Annotated in this window: 21 protein-coding genes, 1 tRNA gene and 3 pseudogenes; 16 read left to right on the top strand and 9 right to left on the bottom strand. The window is 52.0% G+C overall.

What is annotated here, in order from left to right; genetic code table 11:
• Window positions 1–786, bottom strand: a complete 786-nt coding sequence (locus tag AAGR22_RS05485) for a transporter substrate-binding domain-containing protein (protein WP_067704848.1) — start codon at window positions 784–786, stop codon at window positions 1–3.
• Between the two features lie 290 nt (window positions 787–1,076).
• Complete coding sequence (hpxU, locus tag AAGR22_RS05480) at window positions 1,077–1,916, bottom strand: MurR/RpiR family transcriptional regulator HpxU (RefSeq protein WP_345830800.1); 840 nt, start codon at window positions 1,914–1,916, stop codon at window positions 1,077–1,079.
• A 154-nt stretch (window positions 1,917–2,070) separates the two neighbouring features.
• Here hpxU and AAGR22_RS05475 point away from each other — a divergent pair, with 154 nt between their 5' ends.
• The 13 genes and pseudogenes from AAGR22_RS05475 (at window position 2,071) to AAGR22_RS05415 (ending at window position 15,116) form a co-directional block, all read left to right on the top strand.
• Window positions 2,071–3,657 (top strand): gamma-glutamyltransferase, encoded by a 1,587-nt coding sequence (locus tag AAGR22_RS05475; protein ID WP_345830798.1) that lies wholly within the window; start codon window positions 2,071–2,073, stop codon window positions 3,655–3,657.
• Between the two features lie 9 nt (window positions 3,658–3,666).
• Window positions 3,667–3,855 carry an oxalurate catabolism protein HpxX gene (gene hpxX, locus AAGR22_RS05470; protein WP_067704839.1) on the top strand — a complete coding sequence of 63 codons (189 nt, stop codon included), beginning with the start codon at window positions 3,667–3,669 and terminating at the stop codon, window positions 3,853–3,855.
• Complete coding sequence (locus tag AAGR22_RS05465; protein WP_345830796.1) at window positions 3,852–5,252, top strand: AtzE family amidohydrolase; 1,401 nt, start codon at window positions 3,852–3,854, stop codon at window positions 5,250–5,252. The genes hpxX and AAGR22_RS05465 overlap by 4 nt, the downstream gene beginning before the upstream one ends.
• Complete coding sequence (hpxZ, locus tag AAGR22_RS05460) at window positions 5,249–5,632, top strand: oxalurate catabolism protein HpxZ (protein ID WP_067704831.1); 384 nt, start codon at window positions 5,249–5,251, stop codon at window positions 5,630–5,632. Before AAGR22_RS05465 ends, hpxZ begins: the two co-directional genes overlap by 4 nt.
• 270 nt (window positions 5,633–5,902) lie before the next feature.
• Window positions 5,903–5,978: transfer RNA gene (locus AAGR22_RS05455), tRNA-Phe, on the top strand.
• Between the two features lie 782 nt (window positions 5,979–6,760).
• A complete protein-coding gene (locus tag AAGR22_RS05450) occupies window positions 6,761–7,048 on the top strand; it encodes a Bor family protein (RefSeq protein WP_345830793.1) in 288 nt (95 codons plus the stop codon).
• Between the two features lie 371 nt (window positions 7,049–7,419).
• Window positions 7,420–7,579, top strand: a pseudogene (locus tag AAGR22_RS05445) (IS6 family transposase); the annotation flags it as partial.
• Between the two features lie 256 nt (window positions 7,580–7,835).
• Window positions 7,836–8,660, top strand: coding sequence for a winged helix-turn-helix domain-containing protein (locus AAGR22_RS05440; RefSeq protein ID WP_345830792.1), 825 nt, complete (start codon window positions 7,836–7,838; stop codon window positions 8,658–8,660).
• Window positions 8,657–9,121 carry a hypothetical protein gene (locus tag AAGR22_RS05435; protein WP_345830790.1) on the top strand — a complete coding sequence of 155 codons (465 nt, stop codon included), beginning with the start codon at window positions 8,657–8,659 and terminating at the stop codon, window positions 9,119–9,121. Before AAGR22_RS05440 ends, AAGR22_RS05435 begins: the two co-directional genes overlap by 4 nt.
• A gap of 901 nt (window positions 9,122–10,022) precedes the next feature.
• Window positions 10,023–10,766 carry a hypothetical protein gene (locus AAGR22_RS05430; protein WP_345830788.1) on the top strand — a complete coding sequence of 248 codons (744 nt, stop codon included), beginning with the start codon at window positions 10,023–10,025 and terminating at the stop codon, window positions 10,764–10,766.
• 24 nt (window positions 10,767–10,790) lie between these two features.
• The gene (locus AAGR22_RS05425; protein ID WP_345830787.1) at window positions 10,791–11,279 is read left to right on the top strand and encodes a CS1 type fimbrial major subunit; all 489 of its coding nucleotides are present in this window, start codon (window positions 10,791–10,793) and stop codon (window positions 11,277–11,279) included.
• 106 nt (window positions 11,280–11,385) lie between these two features.
• Complete coding sequence (locus AAGR22_RS05420; RefSeq protein ID WP_345830786.1) at window positions 11,386–13,881, top strand: CS1-pili formation C-terminal domain-containing protein; 2,496 nt, start codon at window positions 11,386–11,388, stop codon at window positions 13,879–13,881.
• A gap of 8 nt (window positions 13,882–13,889) precedes the next feature.
• The gene (locus AAGR22_RS05415; RefSeq protein WP_345830785.1) at window positions 13,890–15,116 is read left to right on the top strand and encodes a hypothetical protein; all 1,227 of its coding nucleotides are present in this window, start codon (window positions 13,890–13,892) and stop codon (window positions 15,114–15,116) included.
• Window positions 15,117–15,239: 123 nt separating this feature from the next.
• Here AAGR22_RS05415 and AAGR22_RS05410 read toward each other — a convergent pair.
• Together AAGR22_RS05410 and AAGR22_RS05405 are read right to left on the bottom strand one after the other, a co-directional pair.
• Window positions 15,240–15,405 (bottom strand): annotated as a pseudogene (locus tag AAGR22_RS05410) (IS6 family transposase); the annotation flags it as partial.
• 323 nt (window positions 15,406–15,728) lie between these two features.
• Window positions 15,729–15,914, bottom strand: a complete 186-nt coding sequence (locus AAGR22_RS05405) for a hypothetical protein (protein ID WP_345830783.1) — start codon at window positions 15,912–15,914, stop codon at window positions 15,729–15,731.
• A 349-nt stretch (window positions 15,915–16,263) separates the two neighbouring features.
• On the opposite strand from AAGR22_RS05405, the pseudogene AAGR22_RS05400 reads away from it, so the two are divergent.
• Window positions 16,264–16,404: pseudogene (locus AAGR22_RS05400) on the top strand (hypothetical protein); the annotation flags it as partial.
• Between the two features lie 231 nt (window positions 16,405–16,635).
• On the opposite strand, the gene AAGR22_RS05395 reads toward AAGR22_RS05400, so the two are convergent.
• The 4 genes from AAGR22_RS05395 to AAGR22_RS05380 all read right to left on the bottom strand — a co-directional run bounded on the left by AAGR22_RS05395 (window position 16,636) and on the right by AAGR22_RS05380 (window position 21,064).
• A complete protein-coding gene (locus AAGR22_RS05395) occupies window positions 16,636–17,163 on the bottom strand; it encodes a hypothetical protein (RefSeq protein ID WP_345830781.1) in 528 nt (175 codons plus the stop codon).
• Between the two features lie 165 nt (window positions 17,164–17,328).
• Window positions 17,329–17,796: an AfaD family invasin gene (gene afaD / locus AAGR22_RS05390; protein WP_345830779.1), complete on the bottom strand. Its 468-nt coding sequence runs from the start codon at window positions 17,794–17,796 to the stop codon at window positions 17,329–17,331.
• A 28-nt stretch (window positions 17,797–17,824) separates the two neighbouring features.
• On the bottom strand, window positions 17,825–20,308 hold the full coding sequence (locus AAGR22_RS05385; protein WP_345830777.1) for a fimbria/pilus outer membrane usher protein: 2,484 nt from the start codon (window positions 20,306–20,308) through the stop codon (window positions 17,825–17,827).
• Window positions 20,309–20,341: 33 nt separating this feature from the next.
• Window positions 20,342–21,064: a fimbria/pilus periplasmic chaperone gene (locus AAGR22_RS05380; RefSeq protein WP_345830775.1), complete on the bottom strand. Its 723-nt coding sequence runs from the start codon at window positions 21,062–21,064 to the stop codon at window positions 20,342–20,344.
• A 1,318-nt stretch (window positions 21,065–22,382) separates the two neighbouring features.
• Here AAGR22_RS05380 and AAGR22_RS05375 point away from each other — a divergent pair.
• Window positions 22,383–22,883 (top strand): hypothetical protein, encoded by a 501-nt coding sequence (locus AAGR22_RS05375; protein ID WP_345830773.1) that lies wholly within the window; start codon window positions 22,383–22,385, stop codon window positions 22,881–22,883.
• A 318-nt stretch (window positions 22,884–23,201) separates the two neighbouring features.
• Window positions 23,202–23,927, top strand: a complete 726-nt coding sequence (locus AAGR22_RS05370) for a phosphatase PAP2 family protein (protein ID WP_345830771.1) — start codon at window positions 23,202–23,204, stop codon at window positions 23,925–23,927.
• A 401-nt stretch (window positions 23,928–24,328) separates the two neighbouring features.
• On the opposite strand, the gene AAGR22_RS05365 is transcribed toward AAGR22_RS05370, so the two are convergent.
• The gene (locus AAGR22_RS05365) at window positions 24,329–24,502 is read right to left on the bottom strand and encodes a Tn3 family transposase (protein ID WP_345830769.1); all 174 of its coding nucleotides are present in this window, start codon (window positions 24,500–24,502) and stop codon (window positions 24,329–24,331) included.
• Window positions 24,503–24,541 lie beyond the last annotated feature (39 nt).

Genomic DNA, 24,541 nt, shown 5'->3' with positions numbered 1-24,541 from the left:
TCAGGCGCCGAAATCGGCCGGAAGCGGTGCTTTCAGCCACTGCTGCGACAGGCCGTTGAGCGTTTTGTCCGCCAGCGCCTGGGCGATAAGCGCATCCACCTTCGCCTTCAGGGCGGGTTCGTCCTTACGCATACCGATAAAGCACGGCGAGTCCTTCAGCATAAATTTGGTGACCGGCGCTTTACCGGGGTTTTGACGCGTGATGGCGGCGACCACCAGGTTGCCGGTCGCCACGTATTGCACCTGGCCCGACAGGTAAGCAGAGAGCGTGGTGTTATTGTCCTCATACCGCTTCAGCTGCGCGTTCTTCGGCGCGATATCGCTCAGCACCATGTCCTCAACCGCCCCGCGCGTCACGCCGATGGATTTACCGGCCAGCCCGGCCGCGCTCTTAAGGTCATCCTCTTTTGGACCAAACACGCCGAGGAAAAATGGCGCATAGGCGCGGCTAAACGCGATAACCTTTTCCCGCTCCGGATTTTTCCCCAGGCTGGAGATCACCAGATCGACCTTATCGGTTTGCAGGTAAGGCACGCGGTTGGCACTGGAGACAGGCACCAGCTGCAACTTAAGTTTCATCTGCTTCGCCAGGTACGTGGCCATATCAATGTCGTAACCCTGCGGCTGAAGGTCAGTCCCTACCGAGCCGAACGGCGGGAAGTCCTGCGGCACGGCAATGCGTATAACGCCTCTTTTTTCAATATCCTGTAGCCGATCCGCCCTTGCCTGGGTGACCTGAGTCAACATCAAAGCTGCGCCCAACACTGCCAAAAATGCTCTCTTCATTCTTATCTACCCCGGTTAATAAAACATGAAACGAAAGATTCTTAAAGAATTTATTTGCAACTAATGTGCCATCATCGGAGGCGACAGATAATTACTTTTCGCTACTGTTCCGCCAGAAGAGCGCGGAGCGTAAGTAGCAGAAAAGCGCGATTTATTCGAAATTTAAGAGGTTATGACCGGGTTACAGCCGTGAGAGGCATTTCTTTAGCGCACTCGTCGCAGCTCAGGGAGATAAAGAGTGATGCGGGGAAGCGCCCCATAAAGAGGCAGAGCACCAAAACAGTGCCCCACTAGCGCCACTCCAGCTCGTCAAGCTGCCCGTAGAGATCGGCAATATGATGGATCCGCTGCCGTCCTTCGCTGAGTGATTCATGCAGCAGCGCATTGGCAAGCAGGTTGATCAGGCTGTTTGCCGAAGCATAGCTGTCAAAGGCGGAGACGCTGTCCAGCGGGGTGCACAGCTGCCAGCGGGCCAGCGCGATAACCGCCTGTGCCTGCGGCTCGCAGATGACCAGCGTGGGAATATCGCGGCCCTGTAACGCAAGCAGCAGGGGTTTGATAATGCGCGGACGTCGGCGAAACGCCAGCACCACCACCGTATCATCCGGCGTCATCTCCACCAGCTCCTCTGCCAGCGTTTGTCCCGGCTGCGGCAGTACCATCACACCGCCTCTGGCCTGCTGGAGCTGCTGACGAAAGTGCAGCGCGACCGGATAAGCGTTGCGCATCCCAATGATAAATATGCGTTTACAGCGGGCGAGCTGCTGCACCACCTCGCCAAACTGCCCGGGATCAATCGCGCTAACCCACTGCGTCAGATTGGCCATTTCCTGCTTGTAGTGCCGCGAGAGCAGCGTGTTGCCCTGAACCGCATCGCGGTTGTCGGTCAGGGGCATACCGCTCTGGCGCAGAGTACGCAGCTCGTCACGCATATCCTTGTATTTCTCGTAGCCCAGCCGCTTAAACAGGCGGCTGACGGTCGCCTTTGAGACGCCGCTGAGCCGCGCCAGCTCTGCGCTGTTATAGCCGATCAGATCGTCGAAATGATCGAAAACGAAATCCGCGACCCGCTGCTCCTGCGGGGAGAGCTGGGGATAGTGACTTTTCAGGCGCTCATCAAGCTGTTTCATCGCTTACCTTGTAACTTTCGTTTCATTTTTCCCAGCATAACCAAATATTATCGCCCTTGAGGAGAAAAATTTGTCGGCAGCGAAACATTACCGACGGCAACCTGGAACATCTCTTGCTTTACTTCACTTATGTACCCGATAAAAAGAGACTGAAATGATTCAGAGTCATATCGCCCCGCTCGGCATGGCCGTCGCCCCTCACCACCTCGCCAGCGAAAGTGCGCTGGCCGTATTGCGCGATGGCGGCAACGCCATTGAAGCGATGGTCGCGGCTGCGGCCACCATTGCGGTGGTCTATCCGCATATGAACGGACTGGGGGGCGATGGCTTCTGGCTGATCGTGCCGCCAAAGGGCGACCCGATTGCCATTGATGCCAGCGGCGCGGCCGGATCCCTCGCCAGCCTGGCCTTTTATGAACCGGCGCAGGCTATCCCGCACCGCGGACCCAGGGCGGCGCTGACCGTGGCCGGCACCGTCAGCGGCTGGGCCGAGGCGCTAAACGTCTCTGCCGGGATGGGCGGCGCAGCCCTGCCCCTCTCCCGCCTGCTGGCCGATGCTATTCGCTATGCCGCAGACGGCATTCCGGTAACAGGTTCTCAGGCCGATGCCACCCGGTCTAAATATCATGAGCTGGCCGATCAGCCCGGTTTTGCCGCCACCTTTCTGCCCGATGGCGAGGTGCCTGAAGCGGGCAGCCGCTTTACTCAACCGGCGCTGGCGAACACCCTCAGCATACTGACCGAACAGGGGCTGGAGAGCTTCTATCGCGGCACGCTGGCAAACCATATGGCGGGAGAGATGTCCCGCCTGGGCATGCCGATCACCCTGGAAGACCTGAATAATCATCGGGCGAAGCGGCGCGCCCCGCTGCGTCTCCGCCATCAGTCCGGCGACATTTTCAATATGACGCCCCCCACCCAGGGGCTGGTTTCGCTGGCTATTTTGGGCATCACCGATCGGCTGAATATGCCCGCTGCGAATGAGGCGCAGACCGTTCACCGCATTGTCGAGGCCACCAAGCTGGCGTTTGGCCTGCGTGACCGCTACATCACCGATCCGCTGCATATGCAGGAAGAGATGCAGGCGCTGCTGGACGGCGACGTCCTGGACGGGCTGGCAGACAGCATTGACGATCGCTGCGCTGCGCCATGGGGAGAAGGTAAAGGCCCGGGCGATACGGTGTGGATGGGGGTAATGGACAGCAGCGGCCTGGCCGTCTCCTTTATTCAGAGCATCTATCACGAATTTGGCAGCGGCGTGGTGCTACCCGGCACCGGCATTACCTGGCAGAACCGCGGCGCGGCTTTCAGCCTCGATCCACAGCATCTGCTGGCGCTGGCCCCGGGCAAGCAGCCTTTTCATACCCTTAACCCCGCAGCCGCGCGCCTGAATGATGGCCGCACGTTGGTATACGGATCAATGGGCGGTGACGGCCAGCCACAGACGCAGGCGGCTATCTTTACCCGCCATGTATTACAGGGCATGCCGCTCCAGCAGGCCGTTAGCGCCCCGCGCTGGCTGCTGGGACGCACCTGGGGCCAGGCATCGGACTCCCTGAAGCTGGAGGGCCGCTTTTGCCAGGCAACTTTCGATACCCTGCGGGCGCTGGGTCATGAGGTCGAAAAGCTCCCTGACTTCAGCGAGGCCGTCGGCCATGCAGGTGCCATCGTCCGGCATACCAACGGCATGCTGGAAGGTGCCTGCGATCCCCGCAGCGACGGCAGCGCAGCCGGTTTTTAACAGGAGAACATCATGAGTAACGAGCCTGACTGGGCAGTGTGGCTGGAACAGATGGAGCAGGTGTTGGGCGTGACGCTGGACGATGCACGCCGCGACGCGCTGCGGGTGCAGTTTACGCGTATAGCCACCATGGCGCAGCCGCTGATGGCCTTACCGCTCGATGAGCGTCTGGACGTGGCGGGGGTGTATAAAGCATGAGCGTGACCTTATCCATTGCCGCCGTGCGGGCGGCGCTAACCCGTGGCGAACTGAGCGCCCGCGATATTGCCCGGCAGACTCTGGCTGATATTGAGCGGCACAATCCGACCCTTAACGCCTGGACGCATATCACCCGCGATCGCATGCTCGGCGAGGCCGACAGGCTTGACGCCCGGCGAAAATCCGGCCTGCCCCTCCCGCCGCTCGCAGCGATACCCTATGCGGTAAAAAACCTGTTTGACGTGGCCGGGCAGACCACCCTGGCGGGAGCCAGCCTGTTTAGCGATCGCCCGGCGGCCACAGAGGATGCCTGGGCGGTGCGCAGGCTGGCTGACGCGGGTGCGCTGCTCTCCGGCATGCTGAATATGGACGCCTATGCCTATGGTTTCACCACTGAGAACAGCCACTACGGCGCCACGAAAAATCCGCACGATCTGCGGCGTATCGCCGGTGGCTCCTCGGGCGGATCGGCAGCGGCAGTCGCCGCCGGGCTGGTTAACTTCTCACTGGGCAGCGATACCAACGGCTCGATCCGCGTGCCCGCCTCGCTGTGCGGCATTTTCGGCCTGAAGCCCACCTTTGGCCGCCTCTCCCGCAGCGGCAGCCAGCCATTTGTTGCCAGCCTTGACCATATTGGTCCCTTTGCCCGCAGCACGGAGGATCTGGCCTGGGTATATGATGCCCTCCAGGGCCGCGATCCGCAGGACGGATTTCAGGCCGAAAAAGCCCTGCATCCGGTCTTTAACCAGCTGGAACGCGGCGCTGATGGGCTGCGCGTGGGAATACTCGATGGCTACTTTCACACCTGGTGCAGCGAAAACGCGCGTACCGCCGTCGCCACCGTCGCCCGGGCGCTTAACGCGCAGGATAACGTTACCCTGCCGGACGCTGAACTGGCACGTAATGCAGCCTTTCTGATTACCGCCTCCGAAGGGGGTAATCTCTACCTGCCCGCGCTGCGCAGCCAACCCGAACGCTTCGAGCCCCTTTCGCGCGAGCGGCTGCTGGCCGGGGCGATGATCCCCGCCGCCTGGTACGTGCAGGCACAGCGCTTCCGCCGCCGCTTTCAACAGCAGACGCTGCCGCTGTTTGAGCAGTTTGACGTGCTTATCGCCCCGGCCACGCCGGACAGCGCCACGCTGATTGGTCAGGAAACCCTGCGCATTAACGATACCGACCTGCCCATTCGCGCCAGTATGGGCATGCTCACCCAGCCCATCTCCTTTCTCGGGCTGCCGGTGACCACGGTGCCGCTGCGCACGCCGGAAGGCCTGCCGATTGGCGTACAGCTTATTGCCGCCCCCTTTAAAGAAGACGCCTGCCTGCGCGCCGCCTGGGCGCTGGAGCAGATGGGCATCACCACCGCACTGCCAGCAACAATGGGAGCCACTCTATGAAGAGCGAATATATCGACCGCCCGGTGATTCTGGCGGAGGTCACCGCCGCCTTTTACCGCTATGAAGAGGCGCTAATCAGCAACGATACGGTGGTGCTCGACGAGCTGTTCTGGCACGACGGCCGCACCGTGAGGCTGGGTGCCGGAGAAAATCTGTATGGCATAGACGCGATCCGGGCCTTCCGCGCCTCGCGCCCTGCCGCCGGGCTGGATCGCCAGCTGCGCAATACGGTTATTACCACCTTTGGCGAAGACTTCGCGGTATGCAGCACGGAATTTACCCGTGACAGCAGCGACCGGGTGGGCCGCCAGCAGCAGACCTGGGTCAAACTCCCCTGCGGATGGCGCATTGTCGCCGCCCAGGTGAGTTTAATGAGCTAAGGCGCTTATCTCCAGAGGCCACAGGGTTCGGGGGTTCGGGGGTTCGGGGGTTCGGGGGTTCGGGGGTTCGGGGGTTCGGGGGTTCGGGGGTTCGGGGGTTCGGGGGTTCGGGGGTTCGGGGGTTCGGGCAGGTAGCCTGTCAAAATTTCGCCGTAGTGCACAGAAAAGTGTCGTTTACCGCCCGCATTGATGGAAAAGAGTGCAATCGGTTCAAATTCCACAATAAAGCCATTGACGGTTTTCCTCCAAAAGGGTTTAATGCGCCCCGTTGCCCGGATAGCTCAGTCGGTAGAGCAGGGGATTGAAAATCCCCGTGTCCTTGGTTCGATTCCGAGTCCGGGCACCAATTATTCAAAGCACGCGGGTCAGAAGTAAGAAAACTGACGGGCGTTTAGCGGGAGTAGTACCTGTTGATGTTGACCCTCACATCAGCCTACATCAGAAAGTTATCGTCCCGAAAAGGGAGCCTGTTACCGCAGGCTCCCTTTTCGCGTTCGCGGTGGATAATCACAATAACGTGATTAAATACCAGTCATTGTATACCACCTTTCCAGCCTCTTCGGTGTAAAGCGCCATTTCATTTTTTCACATGAACAGGCAGCATTTGATTCTGTCACAAACCAAGACCATTAATCACGAGATGATTACCCTCCACTCGATAATGGCATTTTGCCCGGCTGGGATTTTCCAGGTAATGTTTTTCTCCAGTCGCGCTAAATGAAAACCCACACACTAACAGTGGATAAAGTTAATGGATATATAAATCCAGAAACCTGTTTTGATAAATAAAATATCCTTAAGGGTTATGATGAGCGGAGGATAAGCCGTCGGTTTGTTAACTCAACAGAGGTCTTAAGGCTGATGAAACTAAAACGTACATTAGTGAAGTAACTGACGGGGATAATGAAGGCCAGAAGAGGCTGGCTGGTGCTGCTTTCGTCCTCTGAGCTACCTATCATTAAAATTATACTCACCTGGTGGCGCATCCATTATTGCTGAGTAATATCAGCATATAAATGTAATCAAATGTAAAGTAACGCCAGTACTTAAGAGAGTTTAGGATCAGTTTAAACACCGGGTGACATTTAATGAAATAATTTATTCTTAATTTAAACTTCCGGGGAAACTATGAAAACGTTTATTATGTTGGGCCTTATCATTATGCTGAGCGGATGTGCAAAGCAGTCATTTGATATGAGAAAGAACGATACCGATCGGCCAGCTAAAGTAGAAACACATCATTTCTTCATTTCTGGACTGGCACAGTCAAAAACTATTGATGCGGCCACTGTTTGCGGCGGCGCAGATAAAGTTTCGCGCACTGAAACGCAGCTCACATTCATGAACGGATTTCTCAACGTCATTACTTTCGGTATCTACACACCTCGTGAAGCACGTGTTTATTGCACGAAATAAAATCTGAGGATGAACATGTTTAGAGCAGTCAGGATGTGCAGTTCACTCGGCATTCTTCTTTTATGTATGTATGCTGCTGGATGCTCGCAAGGAACAGTTTTCAAACCGGGCCTACTGAACCAGAAAAACGATATCTGCCCGGGAAATACGGCTGCATCCGTTATTTCTGGGCAATGCAGCTAAAGAGGTTATGGTGTATTGAGGCGTGGGCGCGTAAGATGATGTTTTATTCGTGATGTTGCCTGCCTGAGTCTCTAATCTGGAAAACCTCCAGCCACCTGCATTACCTTACTGATGTTATTGCTCAGTGTGTCCGGGGTGTCTGGCTTACGCAATCTGGAAAGAGAGGATGGCTGAAGCCCGGCACCCATGTTGACTACTCCCCGCTCCATCGCTGGATTACCCGCCTGATACTCTTGCTGGATAAGGCATTTCGCCGATACTGCAGTTCAGACCATTGATTTCCTGGTGACTGACCGGCTGGACACCGCCGCTGCATTGCGCTTCTTTCTTAAGGGCATTCGATATCATGGTCACCAGAGGTGCTCACTATCGAGTGGACCTCCTCAATTTAGCCCCCTTTAAGTCCTCGGATCAGATACATGGCCAGAAAACATCACCAAAACGACAAGATATCAGACAACCCCGTAATGCAAAAGAACCCGATATTTTCCATTCAAAATGTTCATTCTAACATCTTGTAATGGTTATCTTGATTGACAACTACATTTCAATCTTAATACAGATTATCCTGAGGTTTATTTCACCTTTAGTTATGGAGGACATTTTGAGTCGGATTATAAAGATAAACAATAAAATTTCTTTTGAACCTGAAAAAAGGAGAATTTCCTGGGGAGATGAATTTTCCGGGCTGAGCGTATCCGCAGCCTTATGCCTTGAACTACTCATTGATAACGCTGGAGAACTCGTTACTCATCAGCAGCTATATGATTTTGCCTGGCGTCGTTTTGGTATGGAACCTACGTCTACTTCGTTGTATCAGAATATCTCTAGTCTTCGACGGACTTTTAGTAAAACAGGCCTTAGAGCAGATATTATTCGTACTATACCCCGACGCGGGTTTCTACTCTCATCTTCGATAGAAATTACCAGAGAAGTTAATGTAAATCCTGACTCTTTTTCCGGGGAACAGGAAGACAGAAAGCATGAGATAATAGAAGAAAAACCCCTTCCACAGCCTGATATCCCCCATACTTTTGTTGAGCAGTCTGGCCATCACGAAAACCATAAGCGTGCAGAAAGAAAATATATATATTTTTTTTATGCCACAGCTGGTGCATTATTATTAATGATTGTGATATTTTTTCCCGTTTTTCAGTCTCATAATGAAATTGGTGATTTATTCTACCCCGAACCGTTAGACTATAAGGGATGTCAGATTTGGCTGAACAGCGATAGTGCCATGACACGCGAACGGGTATTAAAACTTGCTGAAAAACTGAACATTAATTGCGAAGATAAAAACCACCTTTATATGACAGCCTACAAAAATTCCGGCAGAGTATCTGTTTTTGCCTGTCAGAACCCCCTGTATTCAACGCAGCACGCCAATTGCCACTCCATTTATTACATTAAGAAACATAAAGAATGAAAAAAAAATTGTTAATGCTTTCTTCATTGATTGCTTTTACCATGATATTTATCTTTATTTTCAAAAACCATAAGGAAAAAGGTATTTCCTGCAAAGCAGAAATCACGTTTTTAAAGGGTAACGATCGCGTGGATGTCGTCTCTTTCCATACACTCATTAATGGCAAAGGTACGATTTCAATGTCTGGTGTCGTGCATCATGGTGAAAAAAAGGCAGGTTACATCAGTAAAAGCATCCGCTTTTCTTATAAAAAAAGTAAAAACATCTATCTATTACGTTCTGATTTGATATCGAACTCACCTTATATGACCCTCTCCCCTGAAGTGGAAAATCAGTGGTTCCCCCTTTTTTTCAGTACCAAAGGCGAACATCTGTTATGGAAAATAAAGCCTGTGGGTGATAAAGCATGGCTGTTCTACTCGAAAACCGCGCCACTGTTTATCTGCGAAGAGGCGAGTTAGCTTCTGGCATAAAAATTAATATTTTTTGGTAAAGGTTATAGAAGGTTGTGCATCTGACCATATGACAGATGCACCGCCATATTCCAGCCTCCTCACGTTGACCTCTTTCTGTCATTCCTGCAGTAAAAACCTCGTGTCATTTTCATCTATATGCGGAACTGTGAGTTCATTCGCTCAAAAAAAAGACTATTAGACATACCGTCAAACCGAAAAATTAATCCCACACCCACACCTGTCAGGAATTTATATACGATGATGAAGCGGGTAGATTAATTATTTTTAACAGGAATATATAAAAACCTGGATCACGTTTTTTTTCAGATAAATTCCTACAACTCACTGATAGTAAAGGATTTATTTATTTTCATAAAAACAGAGATATTTTAAGATGAGTGATATTGGTTCGTACGGTAGTATCTCCTGGCAATGGATGTCAGGTTTTTACTATTTGCCAGTAAATTATGTACGTGGTGGTCCGGGAAACTGTCGCCTGGCAGCACGCAGGTATTCATTTACAGCACAATTAAAATATTTTAAACAGCAATAATAAGAGGCACGCATTTCAATGCTGAGCGAGAGATTAATATGTCTTTTTTTATGATTAAGAAAATTAGCGGTACCTTGTTTGTTTATGACATGCTTTTACTGCACCAACGTTTCCGCTGGAATCGCGATCGTTGGCAGCCGAATCATTTATCCGGCTGACGCACGGCAGCCCTTTGTATCTGTTAAAAATGACAGCGGATCTGCCAGCCACCTTATACCGTCATGGGTTGAGAAAGAGGATGGCACCCGCACCCTATGATGATACCTGCTGTGAAAGTATGCAGCCTCATAGAGTAAAGGCTTTCCTTGATTCCCGGCACTACACGGGATGTCTGGTGAACATTATGAGATTTAAATGCTGAAAACTATTTTTTTTACAGTTATTACACTGACTTCGATGCCCGCGATGGCGGGACCTGCGATAAACGTCGGGGAATTAAACGAATATATTCAGCCAGAGAAAAGCACCCTGGCGAAAAGAATTAACAACACCGGTGATGCCACCGCCTTTGTGCGCGTAAGCGTGGATGAGATGATTTTTACTGACCGGGGTTATACCGAAAATAGACTCGATACAAGCGCTCTGATTAAAGGCACAGGCACCGGTTTAATCTCAAGTCCCGCGCGATTAATTATTCCTGCGAAAGGGATGCAGACTAACCGCTTAGTTTTTACCGGCAGTCGTGACAACGAACGCTATTATCGTGTGCGCTATATCCCGGTTATTCCGCAGGACGCACAGGAGTTTGGTCTGAGCAAAGACGACGCGAAAAAATATCAGGATGAAATCAGTGCCGGGGTCACTGTACTGACCGGATTCGGCACCATTGTGACGGTGTTGCCGTCCTCTGCACGATTTAACACCAGAATAACCGAAGACAGCCGCACCCTGAAAATCAGCAACAACGGTAACGCCAGTATTGTTATTCAGTCGCTGAAAGAGTGCGATAAAAATTTAAAAAATTGCACTAACGTGACCACTCATCAGTTACGTCCGGGCATGAAGCTTGAAAAACCGGTTACTACCGGAAAAGTATGGCAGTACGTCCTGCATGAGGGGATGCAGAATAAATCCCTGACGTCAGGTAAACCTCTTTAATCAACCACTCTCTGGAGAATTATTATGTCAGTAAAAATCATCAGCGCCGCGGCGATTATGATGGCTTCATCCTTTGCGGCACAGGCATCACAGATACAGTTTAGCGTGGAAGCTTCAATCCCGGATAACAGTTTTTATGTTCTGGGCACGGGTTGGGAAGTCACCACGCAGAGAATGGCCTGGAGCGAAGCTAATCTTTCCTTACGCCCCTTCTCAAAAAATTTGAAAATGAAAAATGCGGCGGGAGGCATTAAGGCCTATCTGCAGGATGACGCGGTGCTGACGTCCTCAACTAATGCTAACCCTATCCCGCTGACCGTCAAAATTTTCGATAAGACCCTGAGTACCGGTGCTACTAACGCTGTTGAGGTTTTGTCAAACACTGATGCCGCCAGTGAGAAAACCCGTGTAATGCAGGTATCACAGACTGCGCCATTTAGCGACAAAACGCGTCCTGAGGCCGGGGAGTACAACGGCACTATCACCATGATGTTCGACAGCGTGCCAGCGTAAACCATAAACGTCCACGGTTAACCTGTCATATGGACTGAAGAACTTTTAACACTGGCTAAGGAGAAAGGAAACTTTCTCCTTTTTAACCCTGCCCTGGACCTTTATCGTGGATTTTTCCCGTTTCATCACTGGCTTTACGCTGTTGCTGGGCATTACGGTAGCAATGCAGGCGACTGCCGCGCAGTCACCACGTTCACTGTCACTTGCCAAACAGGCGGCGGCGATGCCGGAGGATTTTCGCGCGTATTTTTTTAACGTCCCGCTCTCTGCGCGCGTGATGCTGGATGGCAAACTGCTGGGCGATGCGAGCATCGTGCTTAGTGAAGATGAGCGCGTGCAGCTCATTAATTTTACCGATGTCAGCAGCAGTGAATGGAATGAAGCCGAGCGTCAGCGCTGGCTGAAAGCCATGTATCGGCCAGTGGCGCTGGGGCAGTGTAACCGCCAGTGTCCGGCGGGCCTACTAGCGGCAGACTACAACCTCGCCAGTGCGCAGTTAACGCTGGTCACAGCAGCCCATCGGCAGAGCGCACGACAGCAGTTATGGCATGCGTTACCCGAAAAAAGCAGCACCGGCTTGATGTTATCTCACCAGCTAAATCTCTCTTCAGCACAAAAACAATCCACTGCAGTAAGCTGGTTAGGCGGGCTTGAAGCCGCCGTCGGTAACTGGAGCGTCATTGGTCAGTATCAGCTGGAACGCAGTCAGGGCGGGAAAGCCGAAACCCGCCACGCGCTGACCTCACTCTATCTGCTGCGCGAAAGCCAGCACACCTTTTATCGTGGCGGACTGTTTTCTCCTGACAGTCAGGGCGTACTGCGTCAGCCCTATTCGCGCGGCAGCGGGATAACCACGCTGGCGGGAGTGATGACGGGCAGCAGCGATACCCTAATGAAAAAAGGCAGCACGCCCGCACTCTACCCGGTCTGGGTTACGGCAAACCGCGAAGGTGTTGCCGAAATCTACCGTAATGGTGTGCTGATTAATTCACAGCCGGTGCAGCCGGGTTTACAGGCGCTGGATACTACGCCGTTACCCGAAGGAATTTACGATGTTGAAGTGCGTGTCCTGGAAGATGGTCGGGAGACCGGCCGCAGTAATGAAACCGTCAACAAACCGGCAGGATGGCGTAACCCTGACCAGCGACTGCGTTACAACCTGTTTGCCGGTCAGCAGACCGTTTTAGCGAACAACGCGCGCAGCGAGCCACAGGGCAAAATAGCGGCAGGTGCCAGCCTGAATTACCTGATACGGCCCCGTCTGACGGGCGGTGCCGCCGTTCTGAACGTGGGCAAAGAGACACAGGCCGGTGCCTCACTGGACTGGCAGGCCAGTCAGCAGGTGAAGCTGTACAGCAGCCTGTGGCACAGCAGCGTCACCGGATATGGCTTTGATTCGCAGGCAATGTGGACACACGAAAAAGGCAGCGTGGCACTCAACCACAGTCGCAGCTGGTATATGCCGGAAGACGCACCGGGACGCCGGACTAATTATTCGCGTCCGCTCACTGCACAGAACTCGTCGTTGTTTGCCAGCTATCGCCTTGACAGTGAACGGAGTGTGAATACCCGCCTGACTCACCGCAGCAGTAATAACGGTATCGGCGTTGATGCCGGATACAGCACGCGCCTGAGCATTGGCGGCACGCCGGTTAACTTACGGCTTGACGCGTTTGATCGGCCCTACCGTGATAACAGCAATACGCGCAACCGTGGCGTGGCGCTGAGCGTCAGTTTCTCTCCCGGCACTCAGAGACGCAGCGTCAGCGTCAGCATTGGCAGCCGTATGGATGCCCGGGGCGGTCATGATGCGTATGCCTCTGCCACCCTGAATCAGGAGTGGGAAAACAGCATCATAAAGCAGAGCAGTGTGACGGCTACCGCTGACCGCTACGGTGCAGGACTGAGCAGTTATAACCAGTTTGACGCCCCGCTGGCCAGCGGCAGCTTCTGGGGCCAGCGCTCCAGCGCCGGTGGCCTGCTAAGCGGGGGGGTTAACCTCGGCAGCACGTTAGCAATAGGACAGGGGAAGGGGTCGCTCGGTCATGACGCGCAGCAACATCAGGGCGGCGGCATGATTGTGGATGTGGCATCTGATGATGCCAGCGCAGAGTTAGTCGCTTACCACGAATCGGGCGCCACACCACTGAAGCCAGGGCGAAACTTTATCCCGGTTCCGGCCTGGAAACCGGGTACGGTGCAGATTGCTTTCCCCGGCAAAGAGGCTCCTGCCCTGAAAGCCTCGCCGCAGTATCTGGATTATCACCTTGTACGCGGCGGCGTCAGCAGCCATGAAGTCCGCGTCATGAAAACTCTCACCATAATGGGACGCCTGGTGGACAACCAGGGCCGCCCCCTGGGGGGAGCCAGCGTGATTAACCACGCCGGGCGCACCGTCACCGAGTCTGACGGCATGTTTACACTGGAGCTTCATGAAAAGGAGCCGGTCATCCGTATTGAACACCCTTCCATGACGCAGTGCGAAATTCGTCTTGATCCGGAAACCAAAAAGCGCGATTCGCTGATATTTGCCGGAAATGTGGCCTGCGGGAAAACGACGCTGGCGGATAACCAGACACCGACTGAAGGTAAAAAAGGTTGAAAAGACAGATGAAAAGAATATCAGGTTCAGGTTTCACGGGGCTAAAAGCCGGGTGCAGGAAGCTGTGTTTTGCAACGATGCTGCTGGCAGGCGGGGCTGATGCCGCAACCCTGGATATTACCATGCAGTTTAAAGCAGACATCTATGCACCCGCGGAGAATGAATTTAAAAACACCACGCCCGTGTCGGGCTATTGTATGTACTACCCTATTAACTGTGCAAAAGGGGAGTTCAGCATTCTTATTCCGGGGCTGAGTGCGGTAAAGACATTTGAAAAAGCATCACCGGAAATTAAAAACCATACCTATATCGCCATCGACGGGCGGATAAAGCACGTTACTCTGACCAATACAAAAACAGGGGAAACAACCACCGCGGAATTCAGGTGGGCATTTATTGGTATGACCTATAATCGCTTGAGTAGCTGGCAAAACATTATAGATGCAATGAATGGTTCTGGATACTTTATCAAAGGGGATTGTTCCGGAAGGAGAGGAATGTTTGGTGATAACTTTTACGATATTGCATGGAGTATCTATGAAAAACAGGCCGTCTGTTATCGGCGGTTAAATTACGACAGCGCTGACGGAAAGATAAAAGTGAAAGACTTCAGTATCGGTTATGTTATCAAAACGCCAAAACCACTTGAACTTCCGGCTGGCGAATACGAAGGCGAGGTGGTTTATACCGTTGGTGACGGAATGGATGTGGATGTTGGTGCACAGTCGTATTCTGACAATGAAGTCCGTATTCGCATCAGAGCCACCGTAGAGCATGCTTTTTACCTACATTTCCCGCGCGGCAGTGAGAATGTGCAGCTGTCGCCGCCGGACGGCTGGAGCGCGTGGATTAACGGTGGAATGATACCGCAGAGACTGTCCAGGGAAGTGCCCTTTACCCTCACCAGTTCCGGCAGTTTTAAAGTGTCGATGCAGTGTCAGTATGCGGCGGGCCAGGGTTGTGGATTACAAAATCCGGCATCGGGTGAAACGGTGCCGCTGGATGTAAGAATGACCGTTCCGGGTTTAACCTCTGGCCGACAGCCGGTGCATAATATGCTGCTGAACACGGATACAGCCGGGCAGATTATTGATAATTCAGGGTGGTTTGCCGTGGATTTACGCTCGAAGCTCGATTTTGTGGTAAACCGGCCGGAAGTGGAAAAAATGGTCAAAGCACCAGGTTCAGACTGGAAAGGGGTGGTCACTCTTATCTTTGACAGTGACGTCAGGTAGGAACTCGGTCGCATGCTTATCTGCCTGTGCCCCTGCAAAGTTCAGTCTGTCGCCACATCAGCACCGTAAACGGCGCTGTCGCATTAACGTAAGCAGGCGGACAAAAGTCGTGCGGCCTGTTTTTCAGGCAACTCGCAGATAAAACGGTTGCGCCGGGGACAGTCCGTCCCCTGCCCCCATATTGCCCCTTTCGTATCATGTGGACCAGCTCAATCCACGCCAGAATGGTCTGCGCATGCCGAAATGATTTGCATCCCGTTATCGGCTTTATCTACCGTTTAATCTGACGATCAGAGGCCTAGGTGAGCCGGAACAGATCGAATTGTGCAGTCATAATGCCGCTGCAGGAGCGCCAGAGATATTCAAGAGGCTGGCGCATTTTGCCGGCGGGCCGTATTTGCGGCCACGTCCGAAGAGCCACTGGATATCAATCGCGACGTTCCTGGGAAAGCATTTTTGCTTCTGAGCGGTGGCCAGCATGGTGCGGGCAACGTCGAGTTTGCCCTGTAATAGCGCTACGTTCTCTCCCCACCACTCAAGAGTAGTGGGGAGAGAAATGACACTTGGATAACTATTTAAGATCGTAATTAAAATAAAATGCAGGCATCTTATTTAAGGTAATTCCAGCCACCACTTACCTTGTACAATGACACACTTTTTATTTACGCTGGGCCATTTTGCATCTGCAATATTAGTTTTGAAACTCTCACAATGCTCCCTGTTAGCAAAGGAACCCATCATGGAACCTGCGAATGAAGGTAGAGATATAAATAACAGAAGCAAAATGGTTTTTTTCATATTTAATCGCCTTATAATTTTATTAAAAAGTAGATTTCATGTTATTTGGTGATTATTCATTAATCATGAAATTATTGTATTAATAATATGCGAAAGGCGATACAAAATTTTACTGTAAGCTGCATTTTGTTATTGATCTGTTTATTTTAACATACTGAAAACTGGTTAATGGCCGACTTGAAGCGATTTACTCCGTTAATGCGAGAATGTTATCCACACATTCTGTTGCTGATAAAATGTCTGTATCCATTTGCAGATGTTCTCTGTCGCAGGGTTCATCAACGTACGCTAGTGAAGTCACTGTCTGATAGACAAAAATATAATGGACATGACAGACCGCCCTCAAATTCGTGCAGTTGGCCCTCAAACCCCAAAAAAACTACCGATAGCGGGCTCCCGGCTGGCACACTATGCCGGCGGCGCGGCGCTGAGCTTACGCTACCACGATACAGGCGAGCAGGCCAAAGAGACGCTAACGCAGCGTGACATGGTTTACCTTCGCGCAGTTGCGGGTCTGAATGTACAGGGGGTGAAAACCCACGTGCGGGAGAAAAGTCTGATCCCCGGGCCAGTCAACGGAGGCTCGCGACTTGTTTAAAGATGCTGATTTAAACGTTAATTAAAAATAATAAGATAACGACCTGGTTCATCTTTCAAATCAGGTCGTTATTACGTTGCTTATTTAATACTGAACTTCAGGTTTAAATCGCAGAGTCAGGCGTTATAAATTATAGACATAAGCTTCAGTCTGAACGGTATAAGTGTCAGCAGTGATTTTGCCTCCATTTACAGCATTATTGCCAAATGTATTGACAGAATAATTTCCTGAACTCACATTAGACCCGACAGTGTAAACAATACCATCAATGACTTCTGTTTTAAATCCTCCAGCGCCATCTATACTAACATAAACGCTTAATTTATTTTCACCGTCATTATTCCCGGAAATAATCTTCATGCCATCATCATAGTTGGGATTAACCTCACCATTCATGACACGTACGGCATATCTGTTTCCACCGCCATTCGTGGTTGCAAGTTTCCCCTGAGCAAGGAGAGTGTTTTCTTTTACGCTTCCGGCAGACAGGCCAGATACTGCAGTCAGGGTATTAGTCAACTCCGACGGAGTAGTGAAAACAAGATCAGCAGATGCCGTCGCCGCATTACCGATCAGGGTGCCTGCATGGGCCATCCCAACAAATCCTGCACCGGCAATCATTACGGATAAAACACTTTTACAGATATTCATTATGGTCATTCCTTATTTTATTAAAGATATTGATATACACGTAAATAAAAAACATCACTTACAGTTGAAAACCTGTTCGTCTACTCAGATAAAAAACATGTATTCTCTGTTATCGCGCTCCTTCTTCAGATGTAATGATTTAATATTCATTGCCCGCGTCAGCCGCTATTCTTCTTCGGCTGCCAGTAGCACACTTTTAATTTCAAGCGTATAGCTGTCGGGGTTAACCTTCTGCTCACCGTCAGCCAGCACGTCAAATTTCAGTTGTTCATCAACGGTTCGGAGCACCATCCCCCTCAGGGACACGTCTCCCGCGGGCGGTTCCTGTTGCGCAGGCTGCAAACGCACCCTGAGCTGATTCCGGGCATTCTGCGTACCGGTCAGGACGTAACGGGGGCTCAGCCCCTCAAAGGAAAGGCACCCTGACTCGCACCACACCTGAAATCCGCTGTGGCCGTCACGGCTGACGACGGCGCCCTGACCGATGCGTGTGCCATCCATGATTTTTCCGGCCTGCAGCCCGGCGCTCATTTTCAGCATCAGCCACGGCGCTTCTGCGGACTGGGCCGGGGAGGCCACCAGTCCGCATGACAGGATCAGGCCTGAAACCAGTCGGGTAATATATGGGGCCATAACAGGTTCTCCAGTCATTCAGCCGGTATCACCGGCACACTGCCTCAGTAATATAAAGTCCGGCCGCTACCTTTTTAGCCGGCAGGCGGTAATCCGCCCGGCACTCCAGTGCCTCTCCCCACCGCACCGTCAGCTGCCCGTCATCGGGTAATCCGGTCAGGTAAACCTGCCCGCCGTCACCGACGACACCGCTGGTTCTGCCGGCCTTGCTGTTCAGCGTGGCCATCGCACCGAAGGGAAGCGCCTCACCACCTGAGTGCTTCAGTGCAATTAGTGCCCGCCCGCCGATACTCGTGGCAAATGCGGCGCGCGTTACCGCCCCTTTTGTTGGCACAACCCTGACATCTGTCTGCCTGACTTCCGCATCTGCAGGCAGTTGGGTCGGATCCAGGCTGACCATGTTTTCCTGATAAGGGGTCATAAAAGGCAGCGTGGTGTACCCTCTGAAATCCGTCTTAACCCCCGGCCAGCCGCCTACCGGTACCCCTGCCGCGCCGGGGGCCACAACCAGTGCCACACCGTTGTTCATGTCCAGAGGCTGTGCCAGCGTCATCCCCTCATTGCTGATGACTATTCCGCCGGCCGCATCCACGCCCAGCTGGCGTGACGTGGTGCTGTAGCTGTAGCTGCCGTTCAGCTGCCCGTAGCCGCCGCGCCAGCCCAGCCGCATCATGCTGGAGTCGGCGCTGCTGCTCTGGGCTGAGCGGTGGCTCTGGCTGACGTTCCAGCTCAGCTGCCGATCAAAGGCCAGCCCACTCAGGCCTGCCTGCTGTGTGCTGTCACCGGAAGACGGGGAGGTCATCTGATAATTCGCCCGCGTATTGCCGCCCAGCCAGCGGTCCAGCGGCACGCTGGCGCTGGCGCCGAACAGCGTGTTATTTTTCTGCTTCCCGGCGCGGTTACTGTGGTTCTGCGTCCAGTTCAGCGACAGAGAAACGCTTTTCACCGTGATACCGTAACTGGCACCGTAAGCATTCTGATGGCCGGTGCGGTTGCTGTAATCTTCCCGGCTGCCGTTGAGGCTGACATAGCCCAGACTGCCCAGAGACTGGCTCAGCGTCAGCGTGCTGAGACTTTTACGGTGCTCCCGGCCGTTGTTATCCCCTCCATACCGCGACGCGTTTCCCTTACGATAGCTGTCCAGCACCTGCGGGAGCGTGTTATACCGGGTAGAGGCATACTGGTAGCTTGCCAGTGAAAATGAGGTGTTCGTGGCCTCAATAGATTTGTTATAACGTACCCGCCAGGACCCGCCGGTTTCATTTTTCCCGCCTTTTCGCTGCCCGTGAGACCGTGTGGCGTCAAGTGACAGGCTTCCCCAGCGCCCTAAAGAGGCGCCGAGGCCAAGTGAAGCCGCACTGTAGTTCTCCGCAGCCTGAAGCCCGCCATACACCGTCAGGTTCAGGGGTAGACCGTACATTACCGTTGCCTGCCCCACCGCACTGTCCGACGGGCGGTACTGCCCGGCCATAGCGCTGTAACTGAGATAACCGGCCTGCAGGGCAATGGCGGGGGTCTGCCAGGGCACGGTAAATACCTGCGGATAACCCTCTGTTTCCCATACGGTAACCTGAAGGTCGCCGCCGGAACCGGCCGCGCCCAGGTCAGTCAGGGCAAAGGCACCTGGGGCAACCGTTGCGTTATAAAGGGTGTAGCCATTTTGCTTAACCTCAACCCGGGCCTGCGTGCGAGCCATACCGCGCACCACAGGGGAAAAGATGCGCATGCTGGCCGGAACCATGGCATCGTCTGAGGCGAGCATCACTCCACGAAAAGGCACGCTGTCAAATATGTCAGCGGGCGTGAACCGCTCCCCTAACGTCAGGCGGCTTTTTATATTGTTCAGTCCACGCTCGGCAAAGGTATAAGACGTCTGCCAGCGTCCGGAGTTACCCTGACTCTTCTGCCAGGTGGTGTTATTACGCAGCCGCCATGCCCCCAGGTTCACTCCCGGTTCAAGCTGGGCATAGTGACTGCTGTTCCTGTTGCTGTATTTCCCCCGGTACTCTGTCTGCGTATTGCTGAGCCGGTAATTCATCAGAAATGCGGGGATCCCGTCGTCCCACAGTGTTTCCGGGGCAATGCCCCGTAACTTCAGTCGCATGGCGGCCTGCGGGATGCTCAACAGCAACTGTTGACTGTTGAACTGAAACTCTGCCTGCGCCTGAGGAATTGCAGACAGGTCGACGCAGCTTTCGTCAACACCGTCCGCCAGGCCCGGAAAGTCCTCCACCTTCACGCCGTACCGTGACAACTGCTCCAGGCTCAGGCAGGCTTCCAGCTCACTCTTTTCCTGTGCTGCCTTACGCACGCGGAAAACAATATCTCCCGAATCGACATGCTCTCCGTTTACCAGTACGTCGACGGTATACGTGCCAGGCAGCTGCCCGCCCTGATTAAAAAGCGCGATATCGGCGTTGCTGATATCGCCTCGCAGCCGGTGGGCATCAAAAACATAGGTTTTTGTGGTCGCAGCCGCAGGGAGCAGGGCTGACAATACGTTCAGAAGCATGAGAGAAAATCGGACGCGCATCATGAGCCACGCTCATAAGGAGGTGGGGGACAGGAAGGCCCGGCTTTCTCCGCCGACATCCGTGATGATTTTCCATTCTACTTTTCCTGATGCGCCTTCCGGCAGGGTGAAACTGCGCTCAGCAAAGGGCGCGACATAATCCAGGCCTTTGACGGGCCTCCCGCCAACGGTCACAGACGACAGATTCATGTAAAACGGCGAGGCGTTGTACCCGGAAAGTTTATTTCCCTGCCGCCTCCAGGTCAGGGCAGCAGCAGCCCTGACCGGCGTGCCTTTCACGCCTGAAGGGCGGACGAGCAGCTTAATGCAGTTATGCGCGCTAACCTCCAGATTGAGGGCTACGGACTTTGACGATTTTCCAGCGTTATCGCCCGCCCATACGTCGGTGTCTTTGGGCGGGATCCCGCCAATACAAAGCCACTGCAGGCTTTCCCGGTCGGGAGCTGCCGTGCCACCTGTGCGAACAATGCGCAGGCGACTCTGTTGTCCTGCCTCCAGGCGGAACAGCGGTGGCGTGACAATAAAGGGCGCGGCTGACTTTTTATCTTCAGCATACACTTTGCCCTGGACGAGAATGGGGAAGTCCTGCTGATTACTGACAGACAGCGCTGCTCCGCTGGCATCGGGATTATAAATGACGCGTGTCGCACCCAGTTTAAGCTTAAACTCTTTTGTGTTTGGTTTTACAGGATTGACTGTGGCATATGACGGCGCTGTTATAATATTTATACTCAACAGAAAACATGCAATGGCTGATTTTTTTAAAAAATAATTCATCATATATCCTTATAAAGTGGGATGAAGATCACGTAAAATAATGTACTAAATGATTTACCCTGGCATTAAAGGCTGGTTTTATATCTAAAAAATTTTTATTAAAAATACAGGCAAGCTACCTGTTGCATAATAATATAAACACCGAACCCCAAAAAAGGTGACACCTTTACTGTACAGCACCCTGACTTTTCGCCCTCCCACTAGCGCAGAGTGGTTTATTAGTTTGTAAACATTATTAAGTTAGAATTCATAAGATCAGATGCGTGAGTCATCACACATAAAAAATCAGCGTCAATAATTTATTTCTGGCCCAATGTGAGACATCATGCAATCTAAATATCATATTCCCCCTTACGTCAGATGTATCTGAGAACACAATTTATATGCGAACAATCAATGTGAACGCAATGTAAAAAAAACGATCAATTAATTAACTCTAATAGCCAAAAGCTATCACTAATGTAATATTGATCGCTAATTTCGATCATTTTAGTAACATTTATCACCTTGATTATCCATACTTACCTAGAGTTACATCATGAAATAAATCTTATGCATGATCACTTCTGTAACACTTTAATAACAAGTTGATAGCACTTACAAAGAGATGTCATTACGTTTTGTTTAGACTTAATTTAAGTTAAGTCAACTGATGTCAGAGCGGGTTCTTTCGCATTGCTTGCATAACATTGGCAAGAACCAGGCAGCCTGACGGCTGGAGTTTAAACTTCGCCGTCTGCCTGTTGATGCCGTCCTACTCTTCTGCTGGCAGCAGATAAACTTTCTCAGCGGGGACGAGGACCTCATGAAGCATAGGGAGCTGCTAACGGGGTTTAAAGGCCAACCGAACGAGAACATACTGTAAGAGAGAAATTATCGCCTGAAAAAACGACTGGCAGACAGTGACTTCACTGGCGTACGTTTCCGCGCCGTCAAACCGCAGACCCATAAAACGGAAAGGCTCAATGAAGCCGTATATTTTCTGAAGGTTCATCAGGCGCGGAACTCAATTAGCTACTGGATCCTGGTACGGTGAACAATCGCATGGCCCCGATTGTGAAGTTCCACCGCTGGGCTAGGCCGTGCAAGATGTGGGAACGCCTGAGCCCACCGATCTTGTTCGGTTACTCGGTCTTCGTGCGCTCAAAGATCGGTGGGCGGATAGCTACTGTAAATTATTTTCAAAAACTGTTCGGTGCTCTTTAAGCAGACTTATTAAGAACTATTTACTTAGCATTTCATTAAACGGGTACATACTCCAGTTTAATGACGGTTTATGAAGACAGACTCAGAAACCTTAGTCGTAAGAGTTAACCATAAAGATCAGATGAAAAAGCCCACCGAACTCAGCTTGAGTTTATTCAGCAAAAGGAAAAATATGAGAAAAATAAAATCTCTGCATATTATTGCCCTGATTATTACACTGGGCCTGACCGGGTGTTCAACCTACCGTAACATCGGAGTTCTCCACCAGACCACCCAGACGGCTGCCAGCTATCAGACAGTGCCCCCACTGTGGAAAGGTGACCGTGTTCGGTACATTCTGAAAGACGGTCGAAAAGGAGAAGCAGTTATTCAGTCTGTCAACAGCAGTTCTTTAATCGGGCAGGATAGCGCAATGGTTCCCCTGGAGCAGGTTGTCACGCTGGAACGCAAAGAAGTCTCTGGCGGAAAAACAGCTGCTGCCACTGGTACGGGACTTGTCATAGGCGCTATTGTGGTTGCGACGGTTCTTTCCGTAGGGCTGGCGACTGCTCTCATTACGGCAGGCGGCTGAAGATGACGGATTATTACTTCCGACATTTCCCGTGGCAGTTACAAATCAGCCTCTTTGATGAAATCCCTGGCAGACGTGCTGCAACAACTGCATTTCTCCTCGCACTTGCCGTTTGTGGTGTACCGTATGCCCACGCAGAGATCCCTGGGAAAAAGCATCCTGGAGCAGCCATACTATTAACGTTAACGTGCGGTAAAAGTAAATTATTACCCCTAACCGAATTCATCCAGCATCACGTGGGTCACGGGTATTGTTGATAATACGCCTCTCGGGAATATAATAATCAGGATTTTGGACATGGTTTATAAGGAGATTAACATGAAATTAAAAGCATTTTTTTTTACCAGCATTGCCGCAGGTATGATGTTTACTTCACCGGCAAATGCCCTGAAACCAGAGGGTTTTCTGACGCAGCAGACCTCACCGGACAGCCTGGCTATACTGCCACCACCACCGGCGGAAGATTCAGCCAGATTTCAGTACGATAAGGCACGCTATGAGTCAGGCAGGTTACGCCAAAATGCTGACAGAACACGCCTCGCCAGCGAAGATGCAAATTATAAGAATTTCGGTCAGGCGTTCTCCGTTGCCTATGGCATGGAAATATCAGAAATACAAACGCCTGTGCTGTATCACCTGCTGACGCAGGTATTGCAGGACAGTCATGACTACGCGATGCGCAGTGCCAAAGAGTACTATAAGAGGGTTCGCCCGTTCGTCATTTATAAAAATGTTACCTGCACGCCAAAAAAAGACAAGAAAATGGCTACCACGGGCTCTTATCCCTCTGGCCATGCTTCCTTTGGCTGGGCGGCGGCACTGGTACTGTCAGAAATCAATCCGCAACGTGAAACGGCAATACTCCGCCGCGGCTATGATTTTGGTGAGAGCAGGATCGTCTGTGGTGCGCACTGGCAGAGCGATGTGGATGCAGGAAGACTGATGGGCGCAGTCGTTGTTGCAGCACTGCATAACAACCCCGGATTCACAGAGCAGCTCCGCGAAGCCAAAAATGAGTTTGCGAAGTTAAATGCCGGGAACTGAGCGAGGCCTGAGCGGTCGCCACGGTCGCTGGTGTGTCAGACCTTGTTGAGCGTCCGTCAGGAGGCTATGGTCAGCGCGTTCCGGGTCAGTGGCACCCCATCCATTTATGTGAAGGGTCGCTATCTTATAGATAACAGAGTAGTGAAAGCGGAGACACCTGATGGCCAGGCTGCTGCGTATGCTGGCCTCGTTTCAGAGTTAATGAATAAATCACCAGGATTTTACTCCCCACGCCGGTATTCAGGCAGTTTACGTATACTTGCCAGGGCGTAAGGATTCGTGTGTAAGATCTCCCGCCCTTACTCTGTCTGCTCTGTCAAAATGTAACGTCATAGTATGCGGGTGGGCGCCCAGATGATTATATTTTATTACCTTCAGCTGTTCGTCACGTACGTAATCCGTCATTTTTCGCCCCCGAAATCGACCCCATTACCTGAACCCTCAAAACCTTCACATTTATTTTTTGTAGCCTGAACGATGCGGCGCAGTTCTTCATCACCAGTATATTCCAGCAGAAGCTCCGTTTTTATCACCCGACCCGGTTTGCAAATGCAAAGTACAGCTTGTTTTTCCAACGGTCAGTGTCCGGTTTTCGCCAAGCAGTGATAAAAAAA

It is taken from the genome of Erwinia sp. HDF1-3R (assembly GCF_039621855.1).
Classification (GTDB): domain Bacteria; phylum Pseudomonadota; class Gammaproteobacteria; order Enterobacterales; family Enterobacteriaceae; genus Erwinia.
Note: the sequence above shows the minus strand (reverse complement) of the source record. Positions and strands in the feature narration are given on the sequence as shown.

What these genes read in the sequence shown, in the direction of transcription:
- hpxU (WP_345830800.1), bottom strand. Translation starts at nt 1,916, where the DNA reads ATGAAACAGCTTGATGAGCGCCTGAAAAGTCACTATCCCCAGCTCTCC.
- AAGR22_RS05415 (WP_345830785.1), top strand. Translation starts at nt 13,890, where the DNA reads ATGAAAAGAATATCAGGTTCAGGTTTCACGGGGCTAAAAGCCGGGTGC.
- AAGR22_RS05405 (WP_345830783.1), bottom strand. Translation starts at nt 15,914, where the DNA reads ATGAAAAAAACCATTTTGCTTCTGTTATTTATATCTCTACCTTCATTC.
- AAGR22_RS05425 (WP_345830787.1), top strand. Translation starts at nt 10,791, where the DNA reads ATGTCAGTAAAAATCATCAGCGCCGCGGCGATTATGATGGCTTCATCC.
- hpxZ (WP_067704831.1), top strand. Translation starts at nt 5,249, where the DNA reads ATGAAGAGCGAATATATCGACCGCCCGGTGATTCTGGCGGAGGTCACC.
- AAGR22_RS05435 (WP_345830790.1), top strand. Translation starts at nt 8,657, where the DNA reads ATGAAAAAAAAATTGTTAATGCTTTCTTCATTGATTGCTTTTACCATG.
- AAGR22_RS05430 (WP_345830788.1), top strand. Translation starts at nt 10,023, where the DNA reads ATGCTGAAAACTATTTTTTTTACAGTTATTACACTGACTTCGATGCCC.
- AAGR22_RS05385 (WP_345830777.1), bottom strand. Translation starts at nt 20,308, where the DNA reads ATGCTTCTGAACGTATTGTCAGCCCTGCTCCCTGCGGCTGCGACCACA.
- afaD (WP_345830779.1), bottom strand. Translation starts at nt 17,796, where the DNA reads ATGGCCCCATATATTACCCGACTGGTTTCAGGCCTGATCCTGTCATGC.
- AAGR22_RS05485 (WP_067704848.1), bottom strand. Translation starts at nt 786, where the DNA reads ATGAAGAGAGCATTTTTGGCAGTGTTGGGCGCAGCTTTGATGTTGACT.
- AAGR22_RS05395 (WP_345830781.1), bottom strand. Translation starts at nt 17,163, where the DNA reads ATGAATATCTGTAAAAGTGTTTTATCCGTAATGATTGCCGGTGCAGGA.
- AAGR22_RS05370 (WP_345830771.1), top strand. Translation starts at nt 23,202, where the DNA reads ATGAAATTAAAAGCATTTTTTTTTACCAGCATTGCCGCAGGTATGATG.
- AAGR22_RS05465 (WP_345830796.1), top strand. Translation starts at nt 3,852, where the DNA reads ATGAGCGTGACCTTATCCATTGCCGCCGTGCGGGCGGCGCTAACCCGT.
- AAGR22_RS05450 (WP_345830793.1), top strand. Translation starts at nt 6,761, where the DNA reads ATGAAAACGTTTATTATGTTGGGCCTTATCATTATGCTGAGCGGATGT.
- AAGR22_RS05475 (WP_345830798.1), top strand. Translation starts at nt 2,071, where the DNA reads ATGATTCAGAGTCATATCGCCCCGCTCGGCATGGCCGTCGCCCCTCAC.
- AAGR22_RS05375 (WP_345830773.1), top strand. Translation starts at nt 22,383, where the DNA reads ATGAAGACAGACTCAGAAACCTTAGTCGTAAGAGTTAACCATAAAGAT.